We start from the raw sequence: 20,891 nt of genomic DNA on the forward strand, positions 1-20,891 counted from the left end.
TGGGAAGAACGATGGTGGAGATCAAGACCCCCGAACAGATCGCCAGGATGCGCGAGGCCGGCCTCGTGGTGGCGCGGGCGCTCCAGGCCTGCCGCGAGGCGGTCGAGCCCGGGGTCACCACCAAGGACCTGGACGAGATCGCGGCGCGGGTGATCCGCGAGCACGGGGCGAAGTCCAACTTCCTCGGCTACGGCGGCTTCCCCGCGACGATCTGCACCTCGGTGAACGACGTGGTGGTGCACGGCATCCCCGGCGGTCAGGAGCTGCGGGACGGCGACATCGTCTCCATCGACTGCGGGGCGATCGTCGACGGCTGGCACGGCGACTCCGCGATCACCGTCTTCGTGGGCGAGGGCCACCCGCAGGAGCTGCACGACCTGAGCCGGGTCACCGAGGAGTCCATGTGGGCCGGCATCGCCGCGGTCCGCAAGGGCAACCGGCTGGTCGACATCAGCAAGGCGATCGAGGGCTACGTCCGCCGCCAGCCCCGGCCGGCGAACGGCCGCTACGGCATCGTCGAGGACTACGGGGGCCACGGCATCGGCAGCGCGATGCACATGGACCCGCACCTGCTGAACTACGTGGACCGCCGGCGCGGCCGCGGCCCGAAGCTGGTGCCCGGCTTCTGCATCGCCATCGAGCCCATGCTCAGCCTGGGCACCCCCCGCACCCACGTCCTCGAGGACGACTGGACGGTCAAGACCGACGACGGCACCTGGGCCAGCCACTGGGAGCACTCGGTCGCGCTGACCGAGGAGGGCCCCCTGGTGCTGACCGCCTTCGACGGCGGCCGGGCGAAGCTCGCCGAGTACGGGGTGCAGGCCGCCCCCGACCCCCTGGCGTGATCCACTCCACGACGGCCCCGCGCGACCGGCTCCGCGGGGCCGCGGGGCCGCACGCATGACGATCTTCCCTCTTGGGCATAACCTCCCGGATTCGTTTTTTCGGACGGGCTGACGTAGACTGACGCGTCGGTGCGCTCATGCCTGCGTGTGTGTGCGAACCGATCCAGGTAGCCGATTCGGAAGGCGAAGCGTGGCCAAGAAGCAAGGTGCCATCGAAATTGAGGGCACCGTGATCGAGTCTCTGCCGAACGCCATGTTCAAGGTGGAGCTCCAGAACGGTCACAAGGTCCTCGCGCACATCAGCGGCAAGATGCGTATGCACTACATCCGCATCCTTCCCGACGACCGGGTCGTGGTGGAGCTGTCTCCCTACGACCTCACGCGCGGCCGGATCGTCTACCGCTACAAGTAGATCTCGCTGTCGCACCGCCCCGGCGGTGTGCCGGCACGACCCGGAGAACCTCACATCCCATGAAGGTCAAGCCGAGCGTCAAGAAGATCTGCGACAAGTGCAAGGTGATCCGCCGCCACGGCCGGGTCATGGTCATCTGCGACAACCTGCGCCACAAGCAGCGCCAGGGCTGACGCACACCGACCTGCACTCCGCAGTTCTCCGCGCGACGCACCACACGTTCATACGCAGTCACCCGTCCCCCTGAGGGGGACGACACCCCCGGCGGAGGCCGGGGACCCGTCGGGACCCGGCCGCGCGGCCACCGGTCCCTGCGGGGGAGGTGCTGCGGAAGACCTCCGTACAGCCATCAGGAGCCACGTCAATGGCACGCATCGAAGGCGTTGATCTCCCGCGCGAGAAGCGCGTCGAGGTCGCCCTCACCTACGTCTTCGGCATCGGTCGCACCCGTGCTCAGGAGACCCTGAAGAACACCGGTGTGAACCCCGACACCCGCGTCCGCGACCTTGCCGAGGAAGACCTCGTCAAGATCCGCGAGTGGGTCAGCGCCAACTACAAGACCGAGGGTGACCTCCGTCGCGAGGTCCAGGCCGACATCCGCCGCAAGGTGGAGATCGGCTGCTACGCGGGTCTGCGGCACCGTCGCGGCCTGCCGGTCCGCGGCCAGCGCACCCACACCAACGCCCGCACCCGCAAGGGTCCGCGTCGCGCCATCGCCGGCAAGAAGAAGCCGGGCAAGAAGTAGTCCTCACCGGACGCTGCTAGCGGTCCGAGTTGCAGGACCGACCACCTCCACGGGAGTTTTCACATATGCCTCCGAAGGGCCGTCAGGCCGGCGCCAAGAAGGTGCGCCGCAAGGAGAAGAAGAACGTCGCTCACGGGCACGCCCACATCAAGAGCACGTTCAACAACACCATCGTCTCGATCACCGACCCCACGGGCAACGTGATCTCCTGGGCCTCGGCCGGACACGTGGGCTTCAAGGGCTCGCGCAAGTCCACGCCGTTCGCCGCGCAGATGGCCGCCGAGTCGGCCGCCCGCCGCGCGCAGGAGCACGGCATGCGCAAGGTCGACGTCTTCGTCAAGGGCCCCGGCTCCGGCCGCGAGACCGCGATCCGCTCCCTCCAGGCCACCGGCCTCGAGGTCGGCTCGATCCAGGACGTCACCCCGACGCCGCACAACGGCTGCCGTCCGCCGAAGCGCCGCCGCGTCTGATCCACCCGGACCCCGCCCCCGTTAGTACGGGCGGGGACCGTCACGGGCGGTCCGTGCCGCGAGGCCCGGGCCGCCCGTACCCTTGAATCCTCGGCGTCAAATAGCGGGCGTCGAAGAACCTGGAGGAACACCATGCTGATCGCTCAGCGTCCGTCGCTGACCGAAGAGGTCGTCGACGAATACCGCTCGCGGTTCGTCATCGAGCCGCTGGAGCCGGGCTTCGGCTACACCCTCGGCAACTCCCTGCGCCGCACCCTGCTGTCCTCGATCCCCGGTGCCGCCGTCACCAGCATCCGGATCGACGGCGTCCTGCACGAGTTCACCACCGTGCCGGGCGTCAAGGAGGACGTCACCGACCTCATCCTCAACATCAAGCAGCTGGTCGTCTCCTCGGAGCACGACGAGCCGGTCGTGATGTACCTGCGCAAGCAGGGCCCGGGTGTGGTCACCGCCGCCGACATCGCCCCGCCGGCCGGTGTCGAGGTGCACAACCCCGACCTCGTGCTCGCCACGCTGAACGCCAAGGGCAAGCTGGAGATGGAGCTGACCGTCGAGCGCGGTCGCGGCTACGTCTCCGCCGTCCAGAACAAGCAGCAGGGCCAGGAGATCGGCCGCATCCCGGTCGACTCCATCTACAGCCCGGTGCTCAAGGTCACCTACAAGGTCGAGGCGACCCGTGTCGAGCAGCGCACGGACTTCGACAAGCTGATCGTGGACGTCGAGACCAAGCAGGCCATGCGGCCCCGCGACGCCATGGCGTCCGCGGGCAAGACCCTGGTCGAGCTGTTCGGTCTGGCGCGCGAGCTCAACATCGACGCCGAGGGCATCGACATGGGCCCGTCCCCGACGGACGCCGCCCTGGCCGCCGACCTCGCGCTGCCGATCGAGGAGCTCGAGCTCACCGTCCGCTCCTACAACTGCCTCAAGCGCGAGGGCATCCACTCCGTGGGCGAGCTCGTGGCGCGCTCCGAGGCCGACCTGCTCGACATCCGCAACTTCGGTGCGAAGTCGATCGACGAGGTCAAGGCGAAGCTGGCCGGCATGGGCCTGGCCCTCAAGGACAGCCCGCCCGGATTCGACCCGACCGCCGCCGCCGACGCCTTCGGCGCCGACGACGACTCCGACTCCGGCTTCGTGGAGACCGAGCAGTACTGAGCCGGCAGGCTCGCACCATCTCCGGCAGGGCGCCCGCCCTGCCGGACTGACACCGGTACCTGACACGGCCGGTGCAGACACGGAGGAGAAACACCATGCCGAAGCCCACCAAGGGCGCCCGTCTGGGCGGCAGCGCCGCGCACGAGCGGCACATGCTGGCGAACCTCGCCAGGTCGCTGTTCGAGCACGGCCGGATCACCACCACCGAGGCCAAGGCGCGCCGTCTGCGCCCGGTCGCGGAGCGGCTGATCACCAAGGCGAAGAAGGGCGACATCCACAACCGTCGCCAGGTGCTGCAGACGATCACCGACAAGAGCATCGTCCACACGCTCTTCACGGAGATCGCCCCGCGGTACGAGAACCGCCCCGGCGGTTACACCCGCATCACCAAGATCGGCAACCGTCGTGGCGACAACGCCCCGATGGCGGTCATCGAGCTGGTCGAGGCCCTGACCGTGCAGCAGACCGCTGTCGGCGAGGCCGAGGCCGCCACCAAGCGCTCCGCCAAGGACGCCGAGGCCGCCAAGGCCGAGGAGACCGCGGAGGAGACGAAGGCCGAGGAGACCCCGGCCGAGGACGCCAAGGCCGAGGAGACCCCGGCCGAGGAGTCGAAGGACGCCTGAGCAGGCATTCCGGCTCACGGACGGGCCCGCCCCCAGACCTCTGGGAGCGGGCCCGTTCCGCATGACGCGGCACGGTGCCGTACGACGAGAGAGGTTCAACGGTGAGTGACGAGGTGGAGCCCGGCTTCGTGCGGGTCCGGCTGGACCTGTCCTACGACGGCACGGACTTCTCGGGGTGGGCGCGGCAGCGCGAGCGCCGCACGGTGCAGGGGGAGCTGGAGAGCGCCCTGCAGACGGTGATGAGGATGCCGGACCCGGTGGAGCTGACGGTCGCCGGCCGCACGGACGCCGGCGTGCACGCCCGGGGCCAGGTGGCCCACCTCGACCTGCCCGAGGAGGTCTGGGCGGCCCAGGAGGAGAAGCTGGTCCGCCGGCTGGCCGGCCGGCTGCCCCGGGACGTGCGGGTGTGGAAGGCGGAACGGGCCCCTGCGGGCTTCGACGCGCGCTTCTCCGCGGTGTGGCGCCGCTACGCCTACCGGGTCTGCGACCACCCCGGCGGCGTCGACCCGCTGCTGCGCGCCCACGTGCTGTGGGCCGACCGCCCCCTCGACCTGGACCTGATGAACCTGGCCGCCGCCGAGCTGCTGGGCGAGCACGACTTCGCCGCCTACTGCAAGAAGCGGGAGGGCGCGACCACCATCCGCACCCTGCTGGACCTGTACTGGGAGCGCACCGCGGACGGGGTCGCGGTGGCCACCGTGCGGGCCGACGCCTTCTGCCACAACATGGTCCGCGCCCTGGTCGGGGCGATGCTGCTGGTGGGCTACGGCAAGCGGCCGCCGGGGTTCCCCGGCGAGGTGCTGGCCGGCCGGGTGCGGAACTCCGCGGTCAACGTGGTGCGCCCGCACGGCCTGACCCTGGAGGAGGTCGGCTACCCGGCCGACGAGCTGCTGGCCGCCCGCAGCAGGGAGGCGCGCAACCGGCGCACCCTGCCCTGCCGCCCGGACCTGCCCCTCGCCCCGGACGCTGCCCCGGCCCCGGACAGGGCGCCGGCCCCGGGCACGGACGCCGGCTGACCGGCGGGGCGGGCACCGGGCCCGTCCCGCCGGTCAGCCGTTCCGCCGTCCCGTCGGCCGTCCCGCCGGTCAGCCGACCGTGAACGTCCGGCTGGTGCCGGTGAAGGCGGTGACGCGGCCGAGCAGGTCCTTGGCGTCGCCGTGGTGGACGATGCGGTAGGTGCCCGGTGCCGTGTCCTCGGGGACCGTCCAGGTGACGGTGGCCGTGGAGACGGCCGCGTACTCGCGCTTCCAGCGGTAGACGGTGGACCAGTCGTTGTCGGTGGCCACGGTCCGCCAGGCGCCGCCGGCGTACCGCTGGACCTCCAGGAACGTGTTCTCGGTGCGGAGGTTGTTCCGGGGGTGCCCGGTGTAGAAGACCGCCTCGGCCCGCTCGCCGCGCGCGTAGGACCCGGCGGGCTGGGTCTTGAGGTCGCCGAACTCCTTGCCCACCGGGGGCGCGTCCAGGACGACGCCGGGCTGCACGGTGAACTGCCGCCCGCCGAGCCGGGGCGGCTGCACGGCGCTGGGCGTCGGGGCGCCCTCCCGCAGTGCGGCGGCCAGGCGGCCGAGCTCCTGCTGGTAGGCGGGGAGGGTGTGGCGGCCGAAGTGGGTGGAGGCGCCCTCGTAGTGCTGGGCGTCGTACTCCTCGGGAGTGGTGACGTAGCCGGAGTAGGCGTTGGAGTAGCCGGCGAGGACGTGGTGGCGGGCGAGGCCGCCGAGTTCGCCGGCGACGGTGTCCAGGACCCGGTGGCCGGAGGCCGCGGTGAACTCGGCCGGGACGGCGGTGAGGGCGAGGGAGCCGATCCGCACGACCTGCAGCGGCAGGACCTGCGGGGACCAGGCCGGCTGCTGGCTGCCGGTGGCCAGGAAGACGGGCTTGGGCGCCTGGCAGCGGCGGACCTCGGCGGGTACGGGCGTGACCACGGCCCCGGCCACCAGGAGCAGGGGGTTGGCCTCCAGTTCGCCCTCGTCCACGATGTCCGGTCCGGGGCCGTCCTCGGCGCCCGCGGTGAAGCCCTGGCCGAGGGCGGCGGGGCAGGTGCGGTGCACGGCCCCGTCGGGGGTGTACCGGCCGGAGACCTCGACGCCGGAGAAGTCGACGTAGCGCTGCCGGGCGTCGATGGGCCCGGTGAGCACCTCGGTGGCGCCCTCGAAGAGCTCGCGGGCCTTGTCGGCCTGGAGGCCGCCGATGATCTCGGTGTTCCGGAACTCGTCGTCGGTGGGGCCGTGGGCGCCGCCGTCGCGCAGGTTCGGCGACATGTCGCCGGCGTTGGTCTGGGCGAAGGCGGCGACGAAGTCGCCCCGGTCCTTCCACTCGACGCCGTGCAGGTCGTGCTCGGTGCGGTACTGCGCGTAGCCCTTGTTGTCCGGGCTGATCAGGGTGTTCTCCGGGTTCATCGAGGTGGCGTGGCTGGCGAACCAGCTGACCATGCCGACGGGCCGGTCGCCCTGCTCGAAGCGCAGCACGGTCATGGCCGGGTCGACCGCGCCGGGGAAGCGGGCCTGCTCCTCGGCGGGGTTGCGCCGGAACGCCTCCGGCGAGCGGTTGACGCTGGCCCCGGTCAGCTCCCCGGTGGCGATCTTCACCGTGCCGGGCGCGAGGTCGGCGTCGGCCTCGGCGACGGCGTCGACGATGCCGGAGACGATCGCCTCGAAGGTCTTCTCCTGGTGGCCGAGGACCGTGAGGTTGTACAGCAGGTGGTGGGAGAAGCCGCCCGGCCCCGCGTGGGTGTGGGTGGCCGACAGGATGACGTTGGACGCGTCGTAGCGGGAGCCGAACCGGGCGGCGAGCCGGTCCATGACCTCCTGGTGGACGCCCTGCATGACCATGCCGAGGTCGGTGTTGACGAACACCGCCCGGCCGCCACCGGGCTGGGCCACGGCGAAGGCCCGGGCCCACTGGCGGGAGTGGATCCCGGAGGTCTTCTGCTCCAGGCGGGCATAGCCCATCATGCCGATCTCGGCGGCCTCGCCGGTGATGTCGGCGATCCCGGTGCCCACCAGGTAGCCGCCGCCCGCGGCGGGGGCGCCGTCGGCCGGGGTCTGGGCCCGGGCCGGGCCCAGGGGGAGGAGGGGGAGGAGGAGGCAGGCCAGCAGGGCCGTCCTGCCCGCGCGCCGGGCGCGGCGCTTCGTGGATCCGGTCGTGCGCAGCATGAGCAGCCCCAGGCGCGTCGAGGGCGGGAGGTGGCGGCCGGCGCGGGGAGGGCCGCGTCGGCCGCCCCAGCATGGGGCGGGGCCCGCGGCAGGGTCAATGGTCCCGACACCGGAAACCGAAAAGTGATTTCGGATCAGGAGCGCTGCGCGGCAAAGGAGTCGGGCGGCAGGACCGGCCCGGGCCCGGCCCCCGTGCCGGGTCCGCCGTGTTCGGACCCGCCGTGCCCAGGTCCCCGCGCCGGGTCCTCCGTGCTTCAGGCCCCCGCGCCGCGCGCGAGGATGCCCTGGGCCACCTGTCGCGCCTCCGCCAGCACGGCCGGGTCCCCCCGCTCGGGGTCGAGCTCGAACGCCAGCCTGACCAGGGCGTCCACCGCGGCCACCGCCACCAGCAGGGAGGTGCGCATCCGCTCGTCGGGTTCCGCGCCGAAGTGCCGGACGACCAGGTGGACGATGCGCTCGACGACGACCTCGTCGTTGCGGCGCCCGCCGGCGAGCAGCCGGTCGTCGGCCACGTCGCCGAAGCGCAGGGCGCGGAAGCCGGGTTCGGCCCGGGACATCCGCACGTACTCGTCGAAGCCGGCCGCGGCCGCCTCCCACCAGTGGTCGAACCGGGCGCCGGACAGCAGCCGGTCCAGCCGGTCCAGGAAGGCGTCCAGGTTGCGCACCGACGCGGCCCGGTAGACGGCGCGGCGGTCGGCGAAGAAGCTGTACAGGGTGGCCAGGCCGACCCCGGCCCGTCCGGCGATGCGCGTGGTCGTGGCCGCCTGGTAGCCCTCCTCGACGAGCAGGTCCACCGCCGCGTCCAGGATCCGCTCCACCCGCTCGACGCTGCGCCGCTGCTGCGGGGTGCGCCGCAGCGGGAGCGGGAGCCGGTCCCCGTCCGGCCGCCCGGCCCGCCCGGGCCCGGCCTCCCGGGGGTGTGGTGCGTTCAATCGCCCGTCCTCGTGCGCGGTTCCTGCGGAGGCGCTCCGCAGCGGTGGCCCGAAAGGCCTTTTCGGGTTTCCCGCTCCCGGCCCGCTCAGCTTTCCGCTCCCGGCCCGCTCAGCCCGTGCCGGCGTCGGCCGCGGCGGCGTCCCGGCCGCGCTGGACGATGCGGTTGAAGGTGAAGGTGTTGATGTCGGCGGCGGTCTGCCTGGCCCTGGTGTCGGAGGCCGGGACCGCCTGGCCGTCGGTGTAGCCGGAGACCGTGAAGTAGGCGTAGCGGCCGACCGCGTTGGTGGTCAGCCGGCAGGCGACGGCGCGGCAGAAGGTGGGGACGCCGCCCCCGGGCAGCGACTGGATGTTGCCCTTGGCCTGCGCCTTCACCTTCTGCGCGTCCGCCGCGCTGTCGAAGACGGCGACGCCGATCGTCACCGCGGTGCCGTTCGCGGTGTAGGTGGCGCGCAGCACCTGCTTGCAGCCGTTGTTCGCCAGGACCGCGCCGAGCGTCCCGGAGGCCGCGGAGGCGCAGCTGCCGGTGCTGCTCGTGGCGCCCTTGGCGTAGGGCCGGTCGCCCAGGGTGAGCTTCCTGCCCGGGAAGAGGGTCTCGGGGGTGAGGGGGGCGGTGTCCTTCGCGGCGCTGGAGATGAACTCCAGCGGGTCGGCCGGGGGCGGCGGGGTCACCGTGGGGAACTCGGGATCGGGCGGCAGGGACGCGCCGGGGAGGTCGGCGGGGGCGGAGGCCGACGGCTTCGCCTTCGGCTTCCCGTCGGTCTTGGAGGCCACCACGGCGGTGGCGACGATGCCGGCGATCGCGCCCGCCGCCAGGACGCCGCCGCAGACCATCAGCAGCGTGCGGCGCTTGCGGGCGCCCGCCTCGTTCTCCTCCGCCAGCGCGGACCAGTCCGGCTCGCCGGCCCCGGCACCGGTCCCGGGCAGGTCCGGCTGCTGCGACTGCTGCGGCTGCGGCTGCGGTGCCTGCGGCGGCGCCCAGCTGGGGTCGGGGGAGACCGGCTGCTGCGGCACGAAGGGCTGCTGGGAGGGGTCCTGACGCGCCGACGGGATGACCTGGCCGTGCAGCACGGGACGCTCGTGGCCGCCGCCCTGCCCGGGGTTCTGCGCCGGGCCCTGCGCGGGCACGGTCCCGTCGGGGCTCCACGCGGGCCCCTGGCCCTGCGCCTGCCCGTGCCACTGACCCTGACCCTGCCACTGCCCCTGGCCGGACCCGGGGGCGTGGGGCTGCTGCGGACCGTCGTTCATGGGCCGAATCCTATGGGAGGGAAGGGGGTTGCGGGACGGGGAAAACCGGTTGGGCGCAGGTCCGGGGAGGGGGGAGAATTCCGCGGCATGGGACATGTCGAGGTCGCGCATCTGGATTACTGCCTGCCGGACGGGCGGATGCTGCTCGCCGACGTCTCCTTCCGGGTGGGCGAGGGCGCGGTAGCGGCCCTGGTGGGCGCCAACGGCGCGGGCAAGTCGACGCTGATGCGCCTGGTCGCGGGCGAGCTGGCGCCGGACGCCGGCTCGGTGACCGTCGGCGGCGGGCTCGGCGTGATGTCGCAGCTGGTCGGGACGGTGCGGGGCGAGGCGTCGGTGCGCGACCTGCTGGTCTCGGTCGCCCCGCCGCGCGTTCGCGAGGCGGCGAAGGCCGTCGACGAGGCCGAGCTGATGATGATGGCCTCCGACGACGAGCCGGCCCAGCTCGCCTACGCGCAGGCCCTGTCCGACTGGGCGGAGGCCGGCGGCTACGAGGCCGAGACCCTGTGGGACAAGTGCACCACCGCGGCCCTGGGCGTCCCCTTCGAACGCGCGCAGTGGCGCGACCTGACCACGCTCTCCGGCGGCGAGCAGAAGCGGCTGGTGCTCGAGGCGCTGCTGCGCGGCCCGGACGAGGTCCTGCTGCTGGACGAGCCGGACAACTACCTGGACGTGCCCGGCAAGCGCTGGCTGGAGGAGCAGCTGCGGGCCACCCGCAAGACCGTGCTCCTGGTCTCCCACGACCGGGAGCTGCTGTCCCGCGCGGCGGAGCGGATCGTCAGCGTCGAGGCGGGCCCGGCCGGCTCCGACGTATGGGTGCACGGCGAGGGCTTCGCCACCTACCACCGGGCGCGCAGGGAGCGGTTCGCCCGCTTCGAGGAGCTGCGCCGCCGCTGGGACGAGGAGCACGCCCGACTGAAGAAGCTGGTGCTGACGCTGCGCCAGCAGGCCTCGATCAGCCCCGACATGGCCTCCCGCTACCGGGCCGCGCAGACCCGGCTGAAGCGGTTCGAGGACGCCGGGCCGCCCCCGGAGCCGCCGCGCGAGCAGGAGATCACCATGCGGCTGCGCGGCGGCCGCACCGGGATGCGCGCGGTGGTCTGCGAGGGCCTGGAGCTGACCGGGCTGATGAAGCCGTTCGACCTGGAGGTCTTCTACGGCGAGCGGGTCGCGGTGCTCGGCTCCAACGGCTCCGGCAAGTCGCACTTCCTGCGCCTCCTCGCCGGCGACCCCTCCGTCGCGCACGCCGGGCGGTGGAAGCTGGGCGCCCGGGTGGTGCCCGGCCACTTCGCGCAGACCCACGCCCACCCGGAGCTGGTCGGCCGGCCGCTGGTGGAGATCCTGTGGGCCGAGCACGCCAAGGACCGCGGCGCGGCGATGAGCGTGCTGCGCCGCTACGAGCTGGAGCGCCAGGGCGACCAGCCGTTCGAGAAGCTCTCGGGCGGCCAGCAGGCCCGCTTCCAGATCCTGCGGCTGGAGCTGGAGGGCGCCACCGCCCTGCTGCTGGACGAGCCCACCGACAACCTCGACCTGGAGAGCGCGGAGGCGCTGCAGGAGGGGCTGGAGCGGTTCGACGGGACGGTGCTCGCCGTCACCCACGACCGCTGGTTCGCCCGCTCCTTCGACCGCTTCCTGGTCTTCGGGCAGGACGGCACGGTCCGCGAGACCCCCGAGCCGGTCTGGGACGAGGGCCGCGTCGAGCGGCGCCGCTGACCGCTGACCACGGGTGGAGGGCGGCGGGCGGCGGGCGGCGGCGGAGCGGCTGCGGCAGTGGCCGCCGCCCCGGCGACGGGGCGTTTTGACCCCCGGAGCGCGCGGCGGGTATCCTGCGGGTTCGTTATGCGTATTGGCTTGCTCGTTCTCACGTGAGAGGCCGTTACGCCGGTCCACCGGGCCGATGACCAGCGGCGGGCACGGGTTGCGTCCCCGTGTGCCGCCTCGGCTGTCGTGATCGTCCGGGTGGCCTTGTCAGGACCCACTCACTGAAGAAGCGAAGGCTACGACCGTGCGTACGTACAGCCCCAAGCCCGGCGACGTCCAGCGCCAGTGGCACGTCATCGACGCGCAGGACGTTGTCCTGGGCCGCCTGGCCAGCCAGGCCGCGTCCCTCCTCCGGGGCAAGCACAAGCCGGTGTACGCGCCCCACGTCGACACTGGTGACTTCGTCATTGTCATCAACGCCGACAAGGTGCACCTGTCCGGCAACAAGCGGACCCAGAAGATGGCCTACCGCCACTCGGGCTACCCGGGTGGTCTGCGGTCCGTCCGCTACGACGACCTGCTGGCCAACAACCCGGAGAAGGCCATCGAGAAGGCCGTCAAGGGGATGCTCCCGAAGAACACCCTGGGCCGGCAGATGCTCTCCAAGCTGAAGGTGTACCGCGGTGCCGAGCACCCGCACGCCGCTCAGCAGCCGGTCCCGTTCGAGATCACCCAGGTCGCGCAGTAGTCCCGGCCGCACCCCAGAAGAAAAGGAACTGAGGAGAATCGTGGCCGAGACCACCGCTGAGACCCCCGTCGAGGTCGAGGAGACCTACGAAGAAGAGGGCCAGGAGAGCTACACCACCGAGTCGCTGATCGGCCGCTTCGGCGAGCCGCAGCCGGCCGCCGGCACCGGCCGCCGCAAGCGCTCCGTGGCGCGCGTCCGCATCGTGCCGGGCACCGGCAAGTGGAAGATCAACGGGCGCACGCTCGAGGACTACTTCCCGAACAAGGTGCACCAGCAGGAAGTCAACGAGCCCTTCAAGGTGCTCGAGCTCGACGGCCGCTACGACGTCATCGCCCGCATCGCGGGCGGCGGCGTCTCCGGCCAGGCCGGCGCCCTGCGCCTCGGCGTGGCCCGCGCCCTGAACGAGGCCGACGTGGACAACAACCGCGGCGCCCTCAAGAAGGCGGGCTTCCTGACCCGCGACGCCCGTGAGATCGAGCGCAAGAAGGCCGGTCTCAAGAAGGCCCGCAAGGCCCCGCAGTACAGCAAGCGCTAAATTACTGCTGCTGCACGCGCGTACGCCCCGGAGGCACTGTCTGTGCCCCCGGGGCGTTCGCTTTCCGGAACGGATTCCGCTCGGATTCACACGGTTTCCCAGGCACAACCTCGGAGGAAGCACAGTGGCACGACTCTTCGGAACGGACGGGGTGCGCGGCGTCGCCAACGCCGACCTGACCGCCGAGATGGCGCTCGGCCTCTCGGTCGCGGCGGCGCACGTACTCGGCGACGCGGGCACCGTGGGCCACCGGCCGGTCGCCGTGGTCGGACGCGATCCGCGGGCCTCGGGCGAGTTCCTCGAGGCCGCCGTGGTGGCGGGCCTGGCCAGTTCCGGGGTGGACGTCCTGCGGGTCGGTGTGCTGCCCACTCCGGCGGTGGCGTATCTCACCGGCGCGCTGGGCGCCGACCTCGGCGTGATGCTCTCCGCGAGCCACAACCCGATGCCCGACAACGGCATCAAGTTCATCGCCCGCGGAGGCCACAAGCTCGCCGACGACATCGAGGACCGCATCGAGGCGATGTACCGCGCCCACGCCTCCGGCGAGCCGTGGGAGCGCCCGACCGGCGCCGGCGTGGGCCGGGTCCGAGAGCACGACGAGGGCTTCGACCAGTACGTCGCCCACCTCGTCGGGGTGCTGCCGAACCGCCTCGACGGGCTGAAGGTCGTGATCGACGGGGCGCACGGCGCCGCCGCCCGGGTCTCCCCGGAGGCGTTCTCCCGGGCCGGCGCCGAGGTGGTCACGATCGGCACGTCCCCCGACGGGCTGAACATCAACGACGGCATAGGGTCCACCCACCTGGAGCAGCTCAAGGCGGCCGTCGTCGCGCACGGCGCCGACCTGGGCGTGGCCCACGACGGCGACGCGGACCGCTGCCTGGCCGTGGACGCCGAGGGCAACGAGGTCGACGGCGACCAGATCCTGGCCGTCCTGGCGCTGGGCATGCGCGAGGCCGGCGCGCTGCGCCGGAACACCGTGGTCGCCACCGTCATGTCCAACCTGGGCTTCAGGCTGGCGCTCGAGCGCGAGGGCATCGACCTGGTGCAGACCGCGGTCGGCGACCGCTACGTGCTGGAGGAGATGAAGGCCGGCGGCTACGCCCTCGGCGGCGAGCAGTCCGGCCACGTGATCATCCTCGACCACGCCACCACCGGCGACGGCACGCTCACCGGCCTGATGCTGGCCGCCCGGGTCGCCGCGACCGGCCGGTCCCTGAAGGACCTGGCGTCGGTGATGACCCGGCTGCCGCAGATACTCGTCAACGTCCGCGACGTCGACAAGAGCCGGGTGGCCGACTGCCGCGCCCTGGGCGAGGCGGTGGCCGAGGCCGAGCGCGAGCTCGGCTCCACCGGACGGGTGCTGCTGCGCTCCTCCGGCACCGAGCCGCTGGTGCGGGTCATGGTCGAGGCGGCCGACGCCGACCAGGCCCGCTCGGTCGCCGAGCGGCTCGCCGACGTGGTCAAGTCCGAACTGGGCTGACCGGGCCGGTGCGGCGGGCCCGCCCGGCCCGCCGCACCGCTGCCTGCGCTGCCAAACCGCTGCCCGTGCTGCCGCCCGCCCCGCCGTCTGTGCCTCGCGGCGGCGCAGGCCCGCCGTGGGGCTCGGCCTCCGTGGGGACTCGGCAGTTGTGGGGACTCGGCCGCCGTGGGGTTCAGCCGCCGTGGGGCCAGGCGGGCCCGCGCCGCCTCGTCAGGAGCCGCCTCCCGACGCCCAGGGTCAGCGTGCCCGCGGCCACGATGCCGGCCACGTTCACGAACAGCTGGAGCAGGGAGCCGCCCACCTGCTGGAGGTTGCCGAAGGCCAGCGCCACGGCCGTGTTGGCCGCGGCCGGCACGGTGGTCACCGAGATCGCCACTCCCGTCAGCGCCTCGGACTTCGACGAGGTCAGCGACAGCATCCCGGCGACGCCCGCGAGCAGGGCCACGGTGAGGGCGAGGTGGCCCGGTTCCCAGATGAAGGCGGTGCTGGTCCGTTCCGCCGTGCTCTCCGCCGCGGTGAACTGGCCGGTCGCCCGCATCAGCAGGCTGAAGAGGGTCGTCAGCAGCATCGCCGCGGGGAAGCCGACCGCCAGGGTGGCCAGGGACTGCCGGGCCAGCCGGCGGTCGCGCCCCGTCAGGCCCACGCACAGTCCGGCCAGCGGGCCGAAGTCCGGGCCGACCACCATGGCGCCCACGATCAGGGTGTCGCTCTGCAGCACGACGCCGCAGGCCCCCAGCATGACGGCCACCGCCATGAAGACGAGGAACACCGGGGTGAGGGCGGCCTTGTCCCGGACGCCCTCGACCACGGCCTCCCACACCACCGTGTCGGCGTTCTCGCCCGGCGCCTCCCTCTCGGCCTCCCGCGCGCTCCGGGACAGCACCAGCTCCAGGGTGTCGCCCGTGACGGCGCCCCGCTCGTCCACGCCGAGGCCGCGCAGGCCCTCCAGGAGCCCGTCGGCGACGCTGCGGGCCACGTCGCACATGACCACGTCGCCGGCCGGGTCGCGGGCCGCCCCGGGCAGCACGACCAGGTGGGCGGTGCCCGGCCGGCCCTCCAGCAGGGCGCACACCTCACCGGTGCGGTCGGCGGGCACGATCAGGCGCAGGTGCAGCATCCGGAGCCTCCCGGGCGTGCGGGGAACGGCCGCCGGGCCGGGCGTGGCCGACGGCTGTTCGTTCCGCGCCCGGTCCGGAGGGGACGGCGGGGCGGGCGCCCGCCCCGTACGGCCATCCTGGGCGCCCGTCCGCGGGACCGCGCGCGGGGCCGTCCGGCCGGACGCCCGGCAGCACCCGCCGGCCGTCGGGCCGGGGCGGCCGTCGGGCCGGGGCGGCCGTCGGGCCGGGGCGGCCGTGGGGGCCGCGGGGGGCCGCCCGCCGGGGGTCAGGCGTGCACGCGGCGCCTCGTCCAGAAGAACCTCTGGACGAGCAGTGTCAGCGTGCCCGCGATCACGATGCCGGCCAGGTTCACGGCGAGCTGGAGCGAGGAGCCCCACATCTGCCGGTGGTCGCCGAGGGTCAGCGCCACGGCGGCGTTCGCCGCGGCCGGGACGGTGGTCACCGAGATCGCCACCCCCACCAGGGCGCCGGACTTCGAGGAGGTCAGCGACAGCATCCCGGCGACGCCGGCGAGGAGTGCCACGACGAAGGAGAACGGGTCCGGGTCCCAGATGAACGAGGTGTTGGGCCGGTCCGCGTGGACCCGGGCGTCGGTGAACAGGTCCAGCCCGCCCATGAGCCAGCTGAAGGCGACCGTCAGGAGCATCGCCACGGGGAAGCCGACCAGCAGGGCCAGCACCGAGCGCCAGGCCAGGTCGGCGCGCCGCCGCACCAGGGCCACGCACAGTCCCGCCACCGGGCCGAACTCGGGGCCCACCACCATGGCGCCCACGATCAGGATCGCGCTGTCCAGCACCACGCCGCAGGCCGCCAGCATGGTGGCCACCGTGAGGAAGGCCAGGAACGTGGCGGTGAGGGTGGACTCCTCGTGGGTCTCCTCGACCAGGGACTCCCACACCACCGCGTCGGCGCCCTCCCCGGGCGCCTCGTCCTTCGCCTGCTCGGCCTGCCGGGAGAGCGAGAGGTCCACGCTGTCCACCGAGATGGAGCCGTGCTCGTCGAGGCCGAGGCCGCGCAGGTCGTCCAGCAGTTCGTCGGCGGCCTCGCGGGCGACGTCGCACGTGACCACGTCGCCGGGCGGGGTGCGGGCCGCCCCGGGCAGCACGACCAGGTGCGCGGTGCCCGCCCTCTCCTCCAGGAGGGCGCACACCTCCTCCGTGCGGGCGGAGGGCACGATCAGGCGCAGATGCAGCATCAAGGTCCTTCTGGTGCAAAGGAGATGAGGATGCCGGGCGAGCGCGGCCGGTGCAGCATAATCCAGTCGCATGACGAACACCGCGCAGCCAGGAGAAGGCGGATTCGGCCCGCCCGGGCCGGGACACCCCGGCGGAGGACCGGCTGCCTACGGCTACCCCGGCCCCTCGTACGGCTACCCCCAGCAGCCGCCCGCGGGGACTCCGGGGCCGGTGCACGGAGGCGCGTTCCCCCCGGGCGCACCGGCAGGCGCGGGAATGCCGACCGGTGGCGGAATGCCGGCCGGCGCGGGAATGCCGCTCGGCGGGGGCGTGCCGCTGATGACGATCGGGGACATCGCGGTGACGGCCGACACTGTCCTCACCCCGGCGGGCCCGATGCCGCTCAAGGGCGCGGTGTGGACCGCGACCGACATGTCCCGCACCGAGCAGAGCATGCCGGCCTACGCCGTGGTGCTCGCCATTGTCTTCTTCCTCTTCTGCCTGCTCGGCCTGTTCTTCCTGCTCATCAAGGAGACGAGGACCACCGGCCACGTCCAGGTGACGGTCAACAGCGGGGGCCGATTCCACTCGACGATGGTGCCGGTCAACTCGCCCTTCGCCGTCGCGGACGTGATGAACCGCGTCAACCACGTCCGCGCGATGAGCTTCTGACCCAGGCGCCGTCGGGCCGCCGGGCCACTTGACCGCCCGGCCGCCCGGCCGCCGGGCCGGCCCCGCGTCAAAGCTTGCGCAGGCTGAGCCGCCGCACCTTGTGGTCGGGGCCCTTGCGCAGGACCAGCCCGGCCCGGCCCCGGGTGGGCAGCACGTTCTCCACGAGGTTGGGCCGGTTGACGGTGCGCCACATCAGCCGCGCGTACTCCAGGGCCTCCTCCTCGGAGACCTGGGTGTGCCGGCGGAAGTAGGAGGAGGGGTCCTGGAAGGCGGTCTCGCGCAGCTTGCGGAACCGCGCCAGGTACCACTGCTCGATGTCCTCGGTGCGGGCGTCGACGTAGACGCTGAAGTCGAAGTAGTCGGCCAGTGCCACGCGGGTGCGGCCGTCCTTGCCGGGCAGGGCGGGCTGGAGGACGTTGAGCCCCTCGACGATCAGGACGTCGGGGCGGCGGACCACCAGGCGCTCGCCGGGCACGATGTCGTAGACCAGGTGCGAGTAGACCGGGGCGCTCACCTCGTCCTTGCCGGACTTGACGTCCGCGACGAACCGGGTCAGCGCCCGCCGGTCGTAGGACTCGGGGAAGCCCTTGCGGGACATCAGGCCGCGGCGTTCCAGTTCGGCGTTGGGCAGCAGGAAGCCGTCGGTGGTGACCAGTTCGACCCGCGGGTGCTCGGGCCAGCGGGCGAGCAGCGCCTGCAGCAGGCGGGCGGTGGTGGACTTGCCGACCGCGACGCTGCCCGCGACGCCTATGACGAACGGGGTGCCGGGCTGCGGACCCCGGCCCCGCCCGGTGTCGCCGAGGAAGGTGTTGAGCGCGCCGCGCAGGCCCGAGGACGCCCCCACGTAGAGGTTGAGCAGGCGCGACAGCGGCAGGTAGATGTCGCGGACCTCGTCCAGGTCGACGACGTCGCCCAGGCCCCGCAGCCGCTCGACCTCCTCGGCGGTCAGCGGCAGCGGGGTGCGTTCGCGCAGCGCGCTCCACTGGGCACGGGACAGGTCCACGTAGGGGGAGGCGGTCGCGGGCTCGGCGCGGCGGCGCGGCTCGGTCGTCATCGGCACGTGCCCATTGTGCGCATCCGTCCCGGTGCGGCCGGGTCCCGGGGCGCCGGGGGAGCCGGGGGCGGGGAGGGGCGGTTCGGCGACCGGGGCGTGCACGACCCTGTCCCCGGGCCGGGGGACGGGGCTACTGTCCGCCGGGGGGACCGCAGACGAGGAGTGCCACAAGGGGGTCCGCATGTCTTTCCTTACGGGATTGTTACGGAGAAGAGGACGGTTCTCCGCCTCCGACGAGGAGTTCGCGGGGCAGGTGTGCGGCGATCTCAGCGAGGACCTCCCGGACGACGACTTCGGCGAGAACCTCGACGACTGGCTGGAGATGTACCACGCCGGGAGCAAACCGCGCTGTGAGGAAATCGAGTACCTCAACCTGTTGCGCGAGGCCGCGGAACGCATAGCGCGAGGCCGCTGACCCCTTGCCGGAACCCGTCCGGCCGCCGGCTCCGCAAGGTCCGCCGGAGCGTTCTCCCCGGGTTTCCGGGGGGCTTTCGGGGTGCTTTCGGCCCTCATGGGTGGACAACGGCGGTCCCGGGGCCGCATAAGCTGGCACGCATGTGCGGAATCGTTGGTTACGTGGGCGCCCAGTCCGCCCTGGACGTCGTCATCGCCGGTCTGAAGCGGCTGGAGTACCGCGGCTACGACTCGGCGGGGGTCGCGGTGCTCGCGGACAGCGGGCTGGCCTCGGAGAAGAAGGCCGGCAAGCTGGCCAACCTGGAGAAGGCGCTGTCGGAGCGCCCGCTGCCGGCCGGCACCTGCGGCATCGGCCACACCCGGTGGGCCACCCACGGCGGGCCGACGGACGCCAACGCCCACCCCCACCTGGACAACGCGGGCCGGGTGGCGGTCGTGCACAACGGCATCATCGAGAACTTCGCGGCCCTGCGCGCCGAGCTCGCCGAGCGCGGCCACGAGCTCGCCTCGGAGACCGACACCGAGGTCGTCTCCCACCTGCTCGCCGAGAACTTCTCGGCCTGCGGGGACCTGGCCGAGGCCATGCGGCAGGTCTGCCGCCGCCTGGACGGCGCCTTCACCCTGGTGGCCGTGCACGCGGACGAGCCCGACGTGGTCGTCGGCGCCCGCCGCAACTCCCCCCTGGTCGTCGGCCGCGGCGAGGGGGAGAACTTCCTCGCCTCCGACGTCGCCGCCTTCATCGCCCACACCCGCGAGGCGATCGAGCTGGGCCAGGACCAGGTCGTCGAACTGCGCCGCGACGGCGTCACGGTGACCAACTTCGACGGCACCCCGGCGGACGTGCGCGAGTTCCACGTCGACTGGGACGCCTCGGCCGCCGAGAAGGGCGGCTACGACTACTTCATGCTCAAGGAGATCGCCGAGCAGCCCAAGGCGGTCGCCGACACCCTGCTCGGCCGGATCGACGCGAACGGCCGGCTCACCCTGGACGAGGTGCGCATCCCCGACGCGGTGCTGCGCGAGACCGACAAGATCGTCATCGTGGCCTGCGGCACGGCCTTCCACGCCGGCATGATCGCCAAGTACGCGATCGAGCACTGGACCCGCATCCCCTGCGAGGTCGAGCTGGCCAGCGAGTTCCGCTACCGGGACCCGATCCTCAACCCGCGCACCCTGGTCGTGGCCATCTCCCAGTCCGGCGAGACGATGGACACGCTGATGGCGCTGCGGCACGCCCGCGAGCAGGGCTCCAAGGTCCTCGCCATCTGCAACACCAACGGCTCCACCATCCCGCGCGAGTCGGACGCCGTGCTCTACACGCACGCCGGCCCCGAGGTCGCCGTCGCCTCCACCAAGGCGTTCCTGACCCAGCTGGTCGCCTGCTACCTGGTCGCCCTCTACCTCGGGCAGGTCCGCGGCACCAAGTGGGGCGACGAGATCACCTCCGTGATCCAGGAGCTGGCCGACATCTCCCGGCAGGTCGACCAGGTCCTGGAGACCATGGAGCCGGTGCGCGAGCTGGCCCGCTCCCTCAAGGACAAGAACACCGTCCTGTTCCTGGGCCGGCACGTCGGCTACCCGGTGGCGCTGGAGGGCGCGCTCAAGCTCAAGGAGCTCGCCTACATGCACGCCGAGGGCTTCGCCGCCGGCGAGCTCAAGCACGGCCCGATCGCGCTCATCGAGGACGACCTGCCGGTCGTCGTCGTGGTGCCCTCGCCGCGCGGCCGCTCCGTGCTGCACGACAAGATCGTCTCCAACATCCAGGAGATCCGGGCCCGCGGCGCCCGCACCATCGTGATCGCCGAGGAGGGCGACGAGGCGGTCGTCCCCTACGCCGACCACCTGATCCGCATCCCGGCCACCCCGGTGCTGCTCCAGCCGCTGGTCTCCACCGTCCCGCTGCAGGTCTTCGCCTGCGAACTGGCCACCGCCCGCGGCAACGAGGTGGACCAGCCGCGCAACCTCGCCAAGTCGGTGACGGTGGAGTGATCGTCGGGGTCGGCATCGACGTCGCGGAGACGGACCGCTTCGGCCTGTCCCTGGAACGCACCCCCGGGCTGGCCGAGCGGCTCTTCACCCACGACGAGCTGCACCTGCCCGGCGGCGCCCGGCGCGGCACCGCCTCGCTGGCCGCCCGGTTCGCCGCCAAGGAGGCCCTGGCCAAGGCGCTCGGCGCGCCCGCCGGCCTGCACTGGAAGGACGCCGAGGTCGTCACCGAGGACTCGGGCCGCCCCCGGCTCGAGGTGACCGGTACGGTGGCCGCGCGCGCGGCCGAACTCGGCGTGCGCACCTGGCACGTGTCGCTCAGTCACGACGCCGGCGTGGCCTCGGCCGTGGTGATCGCCGAGGGCTGACCGCCCGGGACGCACGGCCCGCCGGACCGCCCCGCCTGACCGCCCCGCGGCGCCGGGGCGGCC

The 20,891-nt window shown here is 73.0% G+C and carries 22 protein-coding genes; 16 read left to right on the plus strand and 6 right to left on the minus strand.

Annotated features, from left to right (window positions below; all coding sequences use genetic code 11):
• The first annotated feature begins 11 nt into the window (after positions 1-11).
• The 8 genes from map (at position 12) to truA (ending at position 5,266) form a co-directional block, all read left to right on the plus strand.
• The gene (gene map, locus GQS52_RS15150) at positions 12-845 is read left to right on the plus strand and encodes a type I methionyl aminopeptidase (protein WP_182313946.1); all 834 of its coding nucleotides are present in this window, start codon (positions 12-14) and stop codon (positions 843-845) included.
• A gap of 190 nt (positions 846-1,035) precedes the next feature.
• On the plus strand, positions 1,036-1,257 hold the full coding sequence (infA, locus tag GQS52_RS15155) for a translation initiation factor IF-1 (RefSeq protein ID WP_003956442.1): 222 nt from the start codon (positions 1,036-1,038) through the stop codon (positions 1,255-1,257).
• A gap of 59 nt (positions 1,258-1,316) precedes the next feature.
• The gene (rpmJ, locus tag GQS52_RS15160) at positions 1,317-1,430 is read left to right on the plus strand and encodes a 50S ribosomal protein L36 (protein ID WP_003956441.1); all 114 of its coding nucleotides are present in this window, start codon (positions 1,317-1,319) and stop codon (positions 1,428-1,430) included.
• Positions 1,431-1,621: 191 nt separating this feature from the next.
• Positions 1,622-2,002 (plus strand): 30S ribosomal protein S13, encoded by a 381-nt coding sequence (rpsM, locus tag GQS52_RS15165; RefSeq protein WP_182313947.1) that lies wholly within the window; start codon positions 1,622-1,624, stop codon positions 2,000-2,002.
• Positions 2,003-2,067: 65 nt separating this feature from the next.
• Positions 2,068-2,472, plus strand: coding sequence for a 30S ribosomal protein S11 (rpsK, locus tag GQS52_RS15170; RefSeq protein ID WP_014144338.1), 405 nt, complete (start codon positions 2,068-2,070; stop codon positions 2,470-2,472).
• 132 nt (positions 2,473-2,604) lie between these two features.
• Entirely contained in the window at positions 2,605-3,627 is a 1,023-nt protein-coding gene (locus tag GQS52_RS15175) for a DNA-directed RNA polymerase subunit alpha (RefSeq protein ID WP_182313948.1), read from the plus strand.
• Between the two features lie 95 nt (positions 3,628-3,722).
• The gene (rplQ, locus tag GQS52_RS15180; RefSeq protein WP_182313949.1) at positions 3,723-4,250 is read left to right on the plus strand and encodes a 50S ribosomal protein L17; all 528 of its coding nucleotides are present in this window, start codon (positions 3,723-3,725) and stop codon (positions 4,248-4,250) included.
• Positions 4,251-4,351: 101 nt separating this feature from the next.
• Entirely contained in the window at positions 4,352-5,266 is a 915-nt protein-coding gene (truA, locus tag GQS52_RS15185) for a tRNA pseudouridine(38-40) synthase TruA (RefSeq protein ID WP_182313950.1), read from the plus strand.
• A gap of 69 nt (positions 5,267-5,335) precedes the next feature.
• Here truA and GQS52_RS15190 read toward each other — a convergent pair whose 3' ends face one another.
• The 3 genes from GQS52_RS15190 to GQS52_RS15200 all read right to left on the minus strand — a co-directional run bounded on the left by GQS52_RS15190 (position 5,336) and on the right by GQS52_RS15200 (position 9,580).
• Positions 5,336-7,402: a neutral/alkaline ceramidase gene (locus GQS52_RS15190; protein ID WP_182313951.1), complete on the minus strand. Its 2,067-nt coding sequence runs from the start codon at positions 7,400-7,402 to the stop codon at positions 5,336-5,338.
• 254 nt (positions 7,403-7,656) lie between these two features.
• Positions 7,657-8,334, minus strand: a complete 678-nt coding sequence (locus GQS52_RS15195; protein WP_182313952.1) for a TetR/AcrR family transcriptional regulator — start codon at positions 8,332-8,334, stop codon at positions 7,657-7,659.
• Between the two features lie 109 nt (positions 8,335-8,443).
• The gene (locus GQS52_RS15200; protein WP_259370786.1) at positions 8,444-9,580 is read right to left on the minus strand and encodes a hypothetical protein; all 1,137 of its coding nucleotides are present in this window, start codon (positions 9,578-9,580) and stop codon (positions 8,444-8,446) included.
• Between the two features lie 87 nt (positions 9,581-9,667).
• Between GQS52_RS15200 and GQS52_RS15205 the strand changes: the two genes are divergently transcribed.
• The 4 genes from GQS52_RS15205 (at position 9,668) to glmM (ending at position 14,041) form a co-directional block, all read left to right on the plus strand.
• The gene (locus GQS52_RS15205; RefSeq protein ID WP_182313953.1) at positions 9,668-11,290 is read left to right on the plus strand and encodes an ATP-binding cassette domain-containing protein; all 1,623 of its coding nucleotides are present in this window, start codon (positions 9,668-9,670) and stop codon (positions 11,288-11,290) included.
• A gap of 292 nt (positions 11,291-11,582) precedes the next feature.
• Positions 11,583-12,026, plus strand: a complete 444-nt coding sequence (gene rplM / locus GQS52_RS15210; RefSeq protein ID WP_182313954.1) for a 50S ribosomal protein L13 — start codon at positions 11,583-11,585, stop codon at positions 12,024-12,026.
• A gap of 40 nt (positions 12,027-12,066) precedes the next feature.
• Complete coding sequence (rpsI, locus tag GQS52_RS15215) at positions 12,067-12,561, plus strand: 30S ribosomal protein S9 (protein WP_182313955.1); 495 nt, start codon at positions 12,067-12,069, stop codon at positions 12,559-12,561.
• A gap of 124 nt (positions 12,562-12,685) precedes the next feature.
• On the plus strand, positions 12,686-14,041 hold the full coding sequence (gene glmM, locus GQS52_RS15220; RefSeq protein WP_182313956.1) for a phosphoglucosamine mutase: 1,356 nt from the start codon (positions 12,686-12,688) through the stop codon (positions 14,039-14,041).
• A 172-nt stretch (positions 14,042-14,213) separates the two neighbouring features.
• Here glmM and GQS52_RS15225 read toward each other — a convergent pair whose 3' ends face one another.
• Together GQS52_RS15225 and GQS52_RS15230 are read right to left on the minus strand one after the other, a co-directional pair.
• Entirely contained in the window at positions 14,214-15,158 is a 945-nt protein-coding gene (locus GQS52_RS15225; RefSeq protein ID WP_182313957.1) for a DUF389 domain-containing protein, read from the minus strand.
• Positions 15,159-15,424: 266 nt separating this feature from the next.
• Positions 15,425-16,354, minus strand: a complete 930-nt coding sequence (locus GQS52_RS15230; RefSeq protein ID WP_182313958.1) for a DUF389 domain-containing protein — start codon at positions 16,352-16,354, stop codon at positions 15,425-15,427.
• A 70-nt stretch (positions 16,355-16,424) separates the two neighbouring features.
• On the opposite strand from GQS52_RS15230, the gene GQS52_RS15235 reads away from it, so the two are divergent.
• Positions 16,425-17,006 carry a hypothetical protein gene (locus GQS52_RS15235; protein ID WP_182313959.1) on the plus strand — a complete coding sequence of 194 codons (582 nt, stop codon included), beginning with the start codon at positions 16,425-16,427 and terminating at the stop codon, positions 17,004-17,006.
• 67 nt (positions 17,007-17,073) lie between these two features.
• Here GQS52_RS15235 and coaA read toward each other — a convergent pair whose 3' ends face one another.
• Positions 17,074-18,060 (minus strand): type I pantothenate kinase, encoded by a 987-nt coding sequence (gene coaA, locus GQS52_RS15240; protein WP_182316467.1) that lies wholly within the window; start codon positions 18,058-18,060, stop codon positions 17,074-17,076.
• Between the two features lie 181 nt (positions 18,061-18,241).
• On the opposite strand from coaA, the gene GQS52_RS15245 reads away from it, so the two are divergent.
• From GQS52_RS15245 to GQS52_RS15255, 3 genes are all read left to right on the plus strand, one after another.
• Positions 18,242-18,475, plus strand: coding sequence for a hypothetical protein (locus GQS52_RS15245; RefSeq protein WP_182313960.1), 234 nt, complete (start codon positions 18,242-18,244; stop codon positions 18,473-18,475).
• Between the two features lie 140 nt (positions 18,476-18,615).
• Complete coding sequence (gene glmS, locus GQS52_RS15250) at positions 18,616-20,463, plus strand: glutamine--fructose-6-phosphate transaminase (isomerizing) (RefSeq protein WP_182313961.1); 1,848 nt, start codon at positions 18,616-18,618, stop codon at positions 20,461-20,463.
• Positions 20,460-20,828: a holo-ACP synthase gene (locus GQS52_RS15255; RefSeq protein ID WP_182313962.1), complete on the plus strand. Its 369-nt coding sequence runs from the start codon at positions 20,460-20,462 to the stop codon at positions 20,826-20,828. Before glmS ends, GQS52_RS15255 begins: the two co-directional genes overlap by 4 nt.
• Positions 20,829-20,891 lie beyond the last annotated feature (63 nt).

Source organism: Streptomyces sp. SCUT-3, assembly GCF_014083985.1.
In the GTDB taxonomy this organism is placed as follows: domain Bacteria; phylum Actinomycetota; class Actinomycetes; order Streptomycetales; family Streptomycetaceae; genus Streptomyces_H; species Streptomyces_H thermolineatus.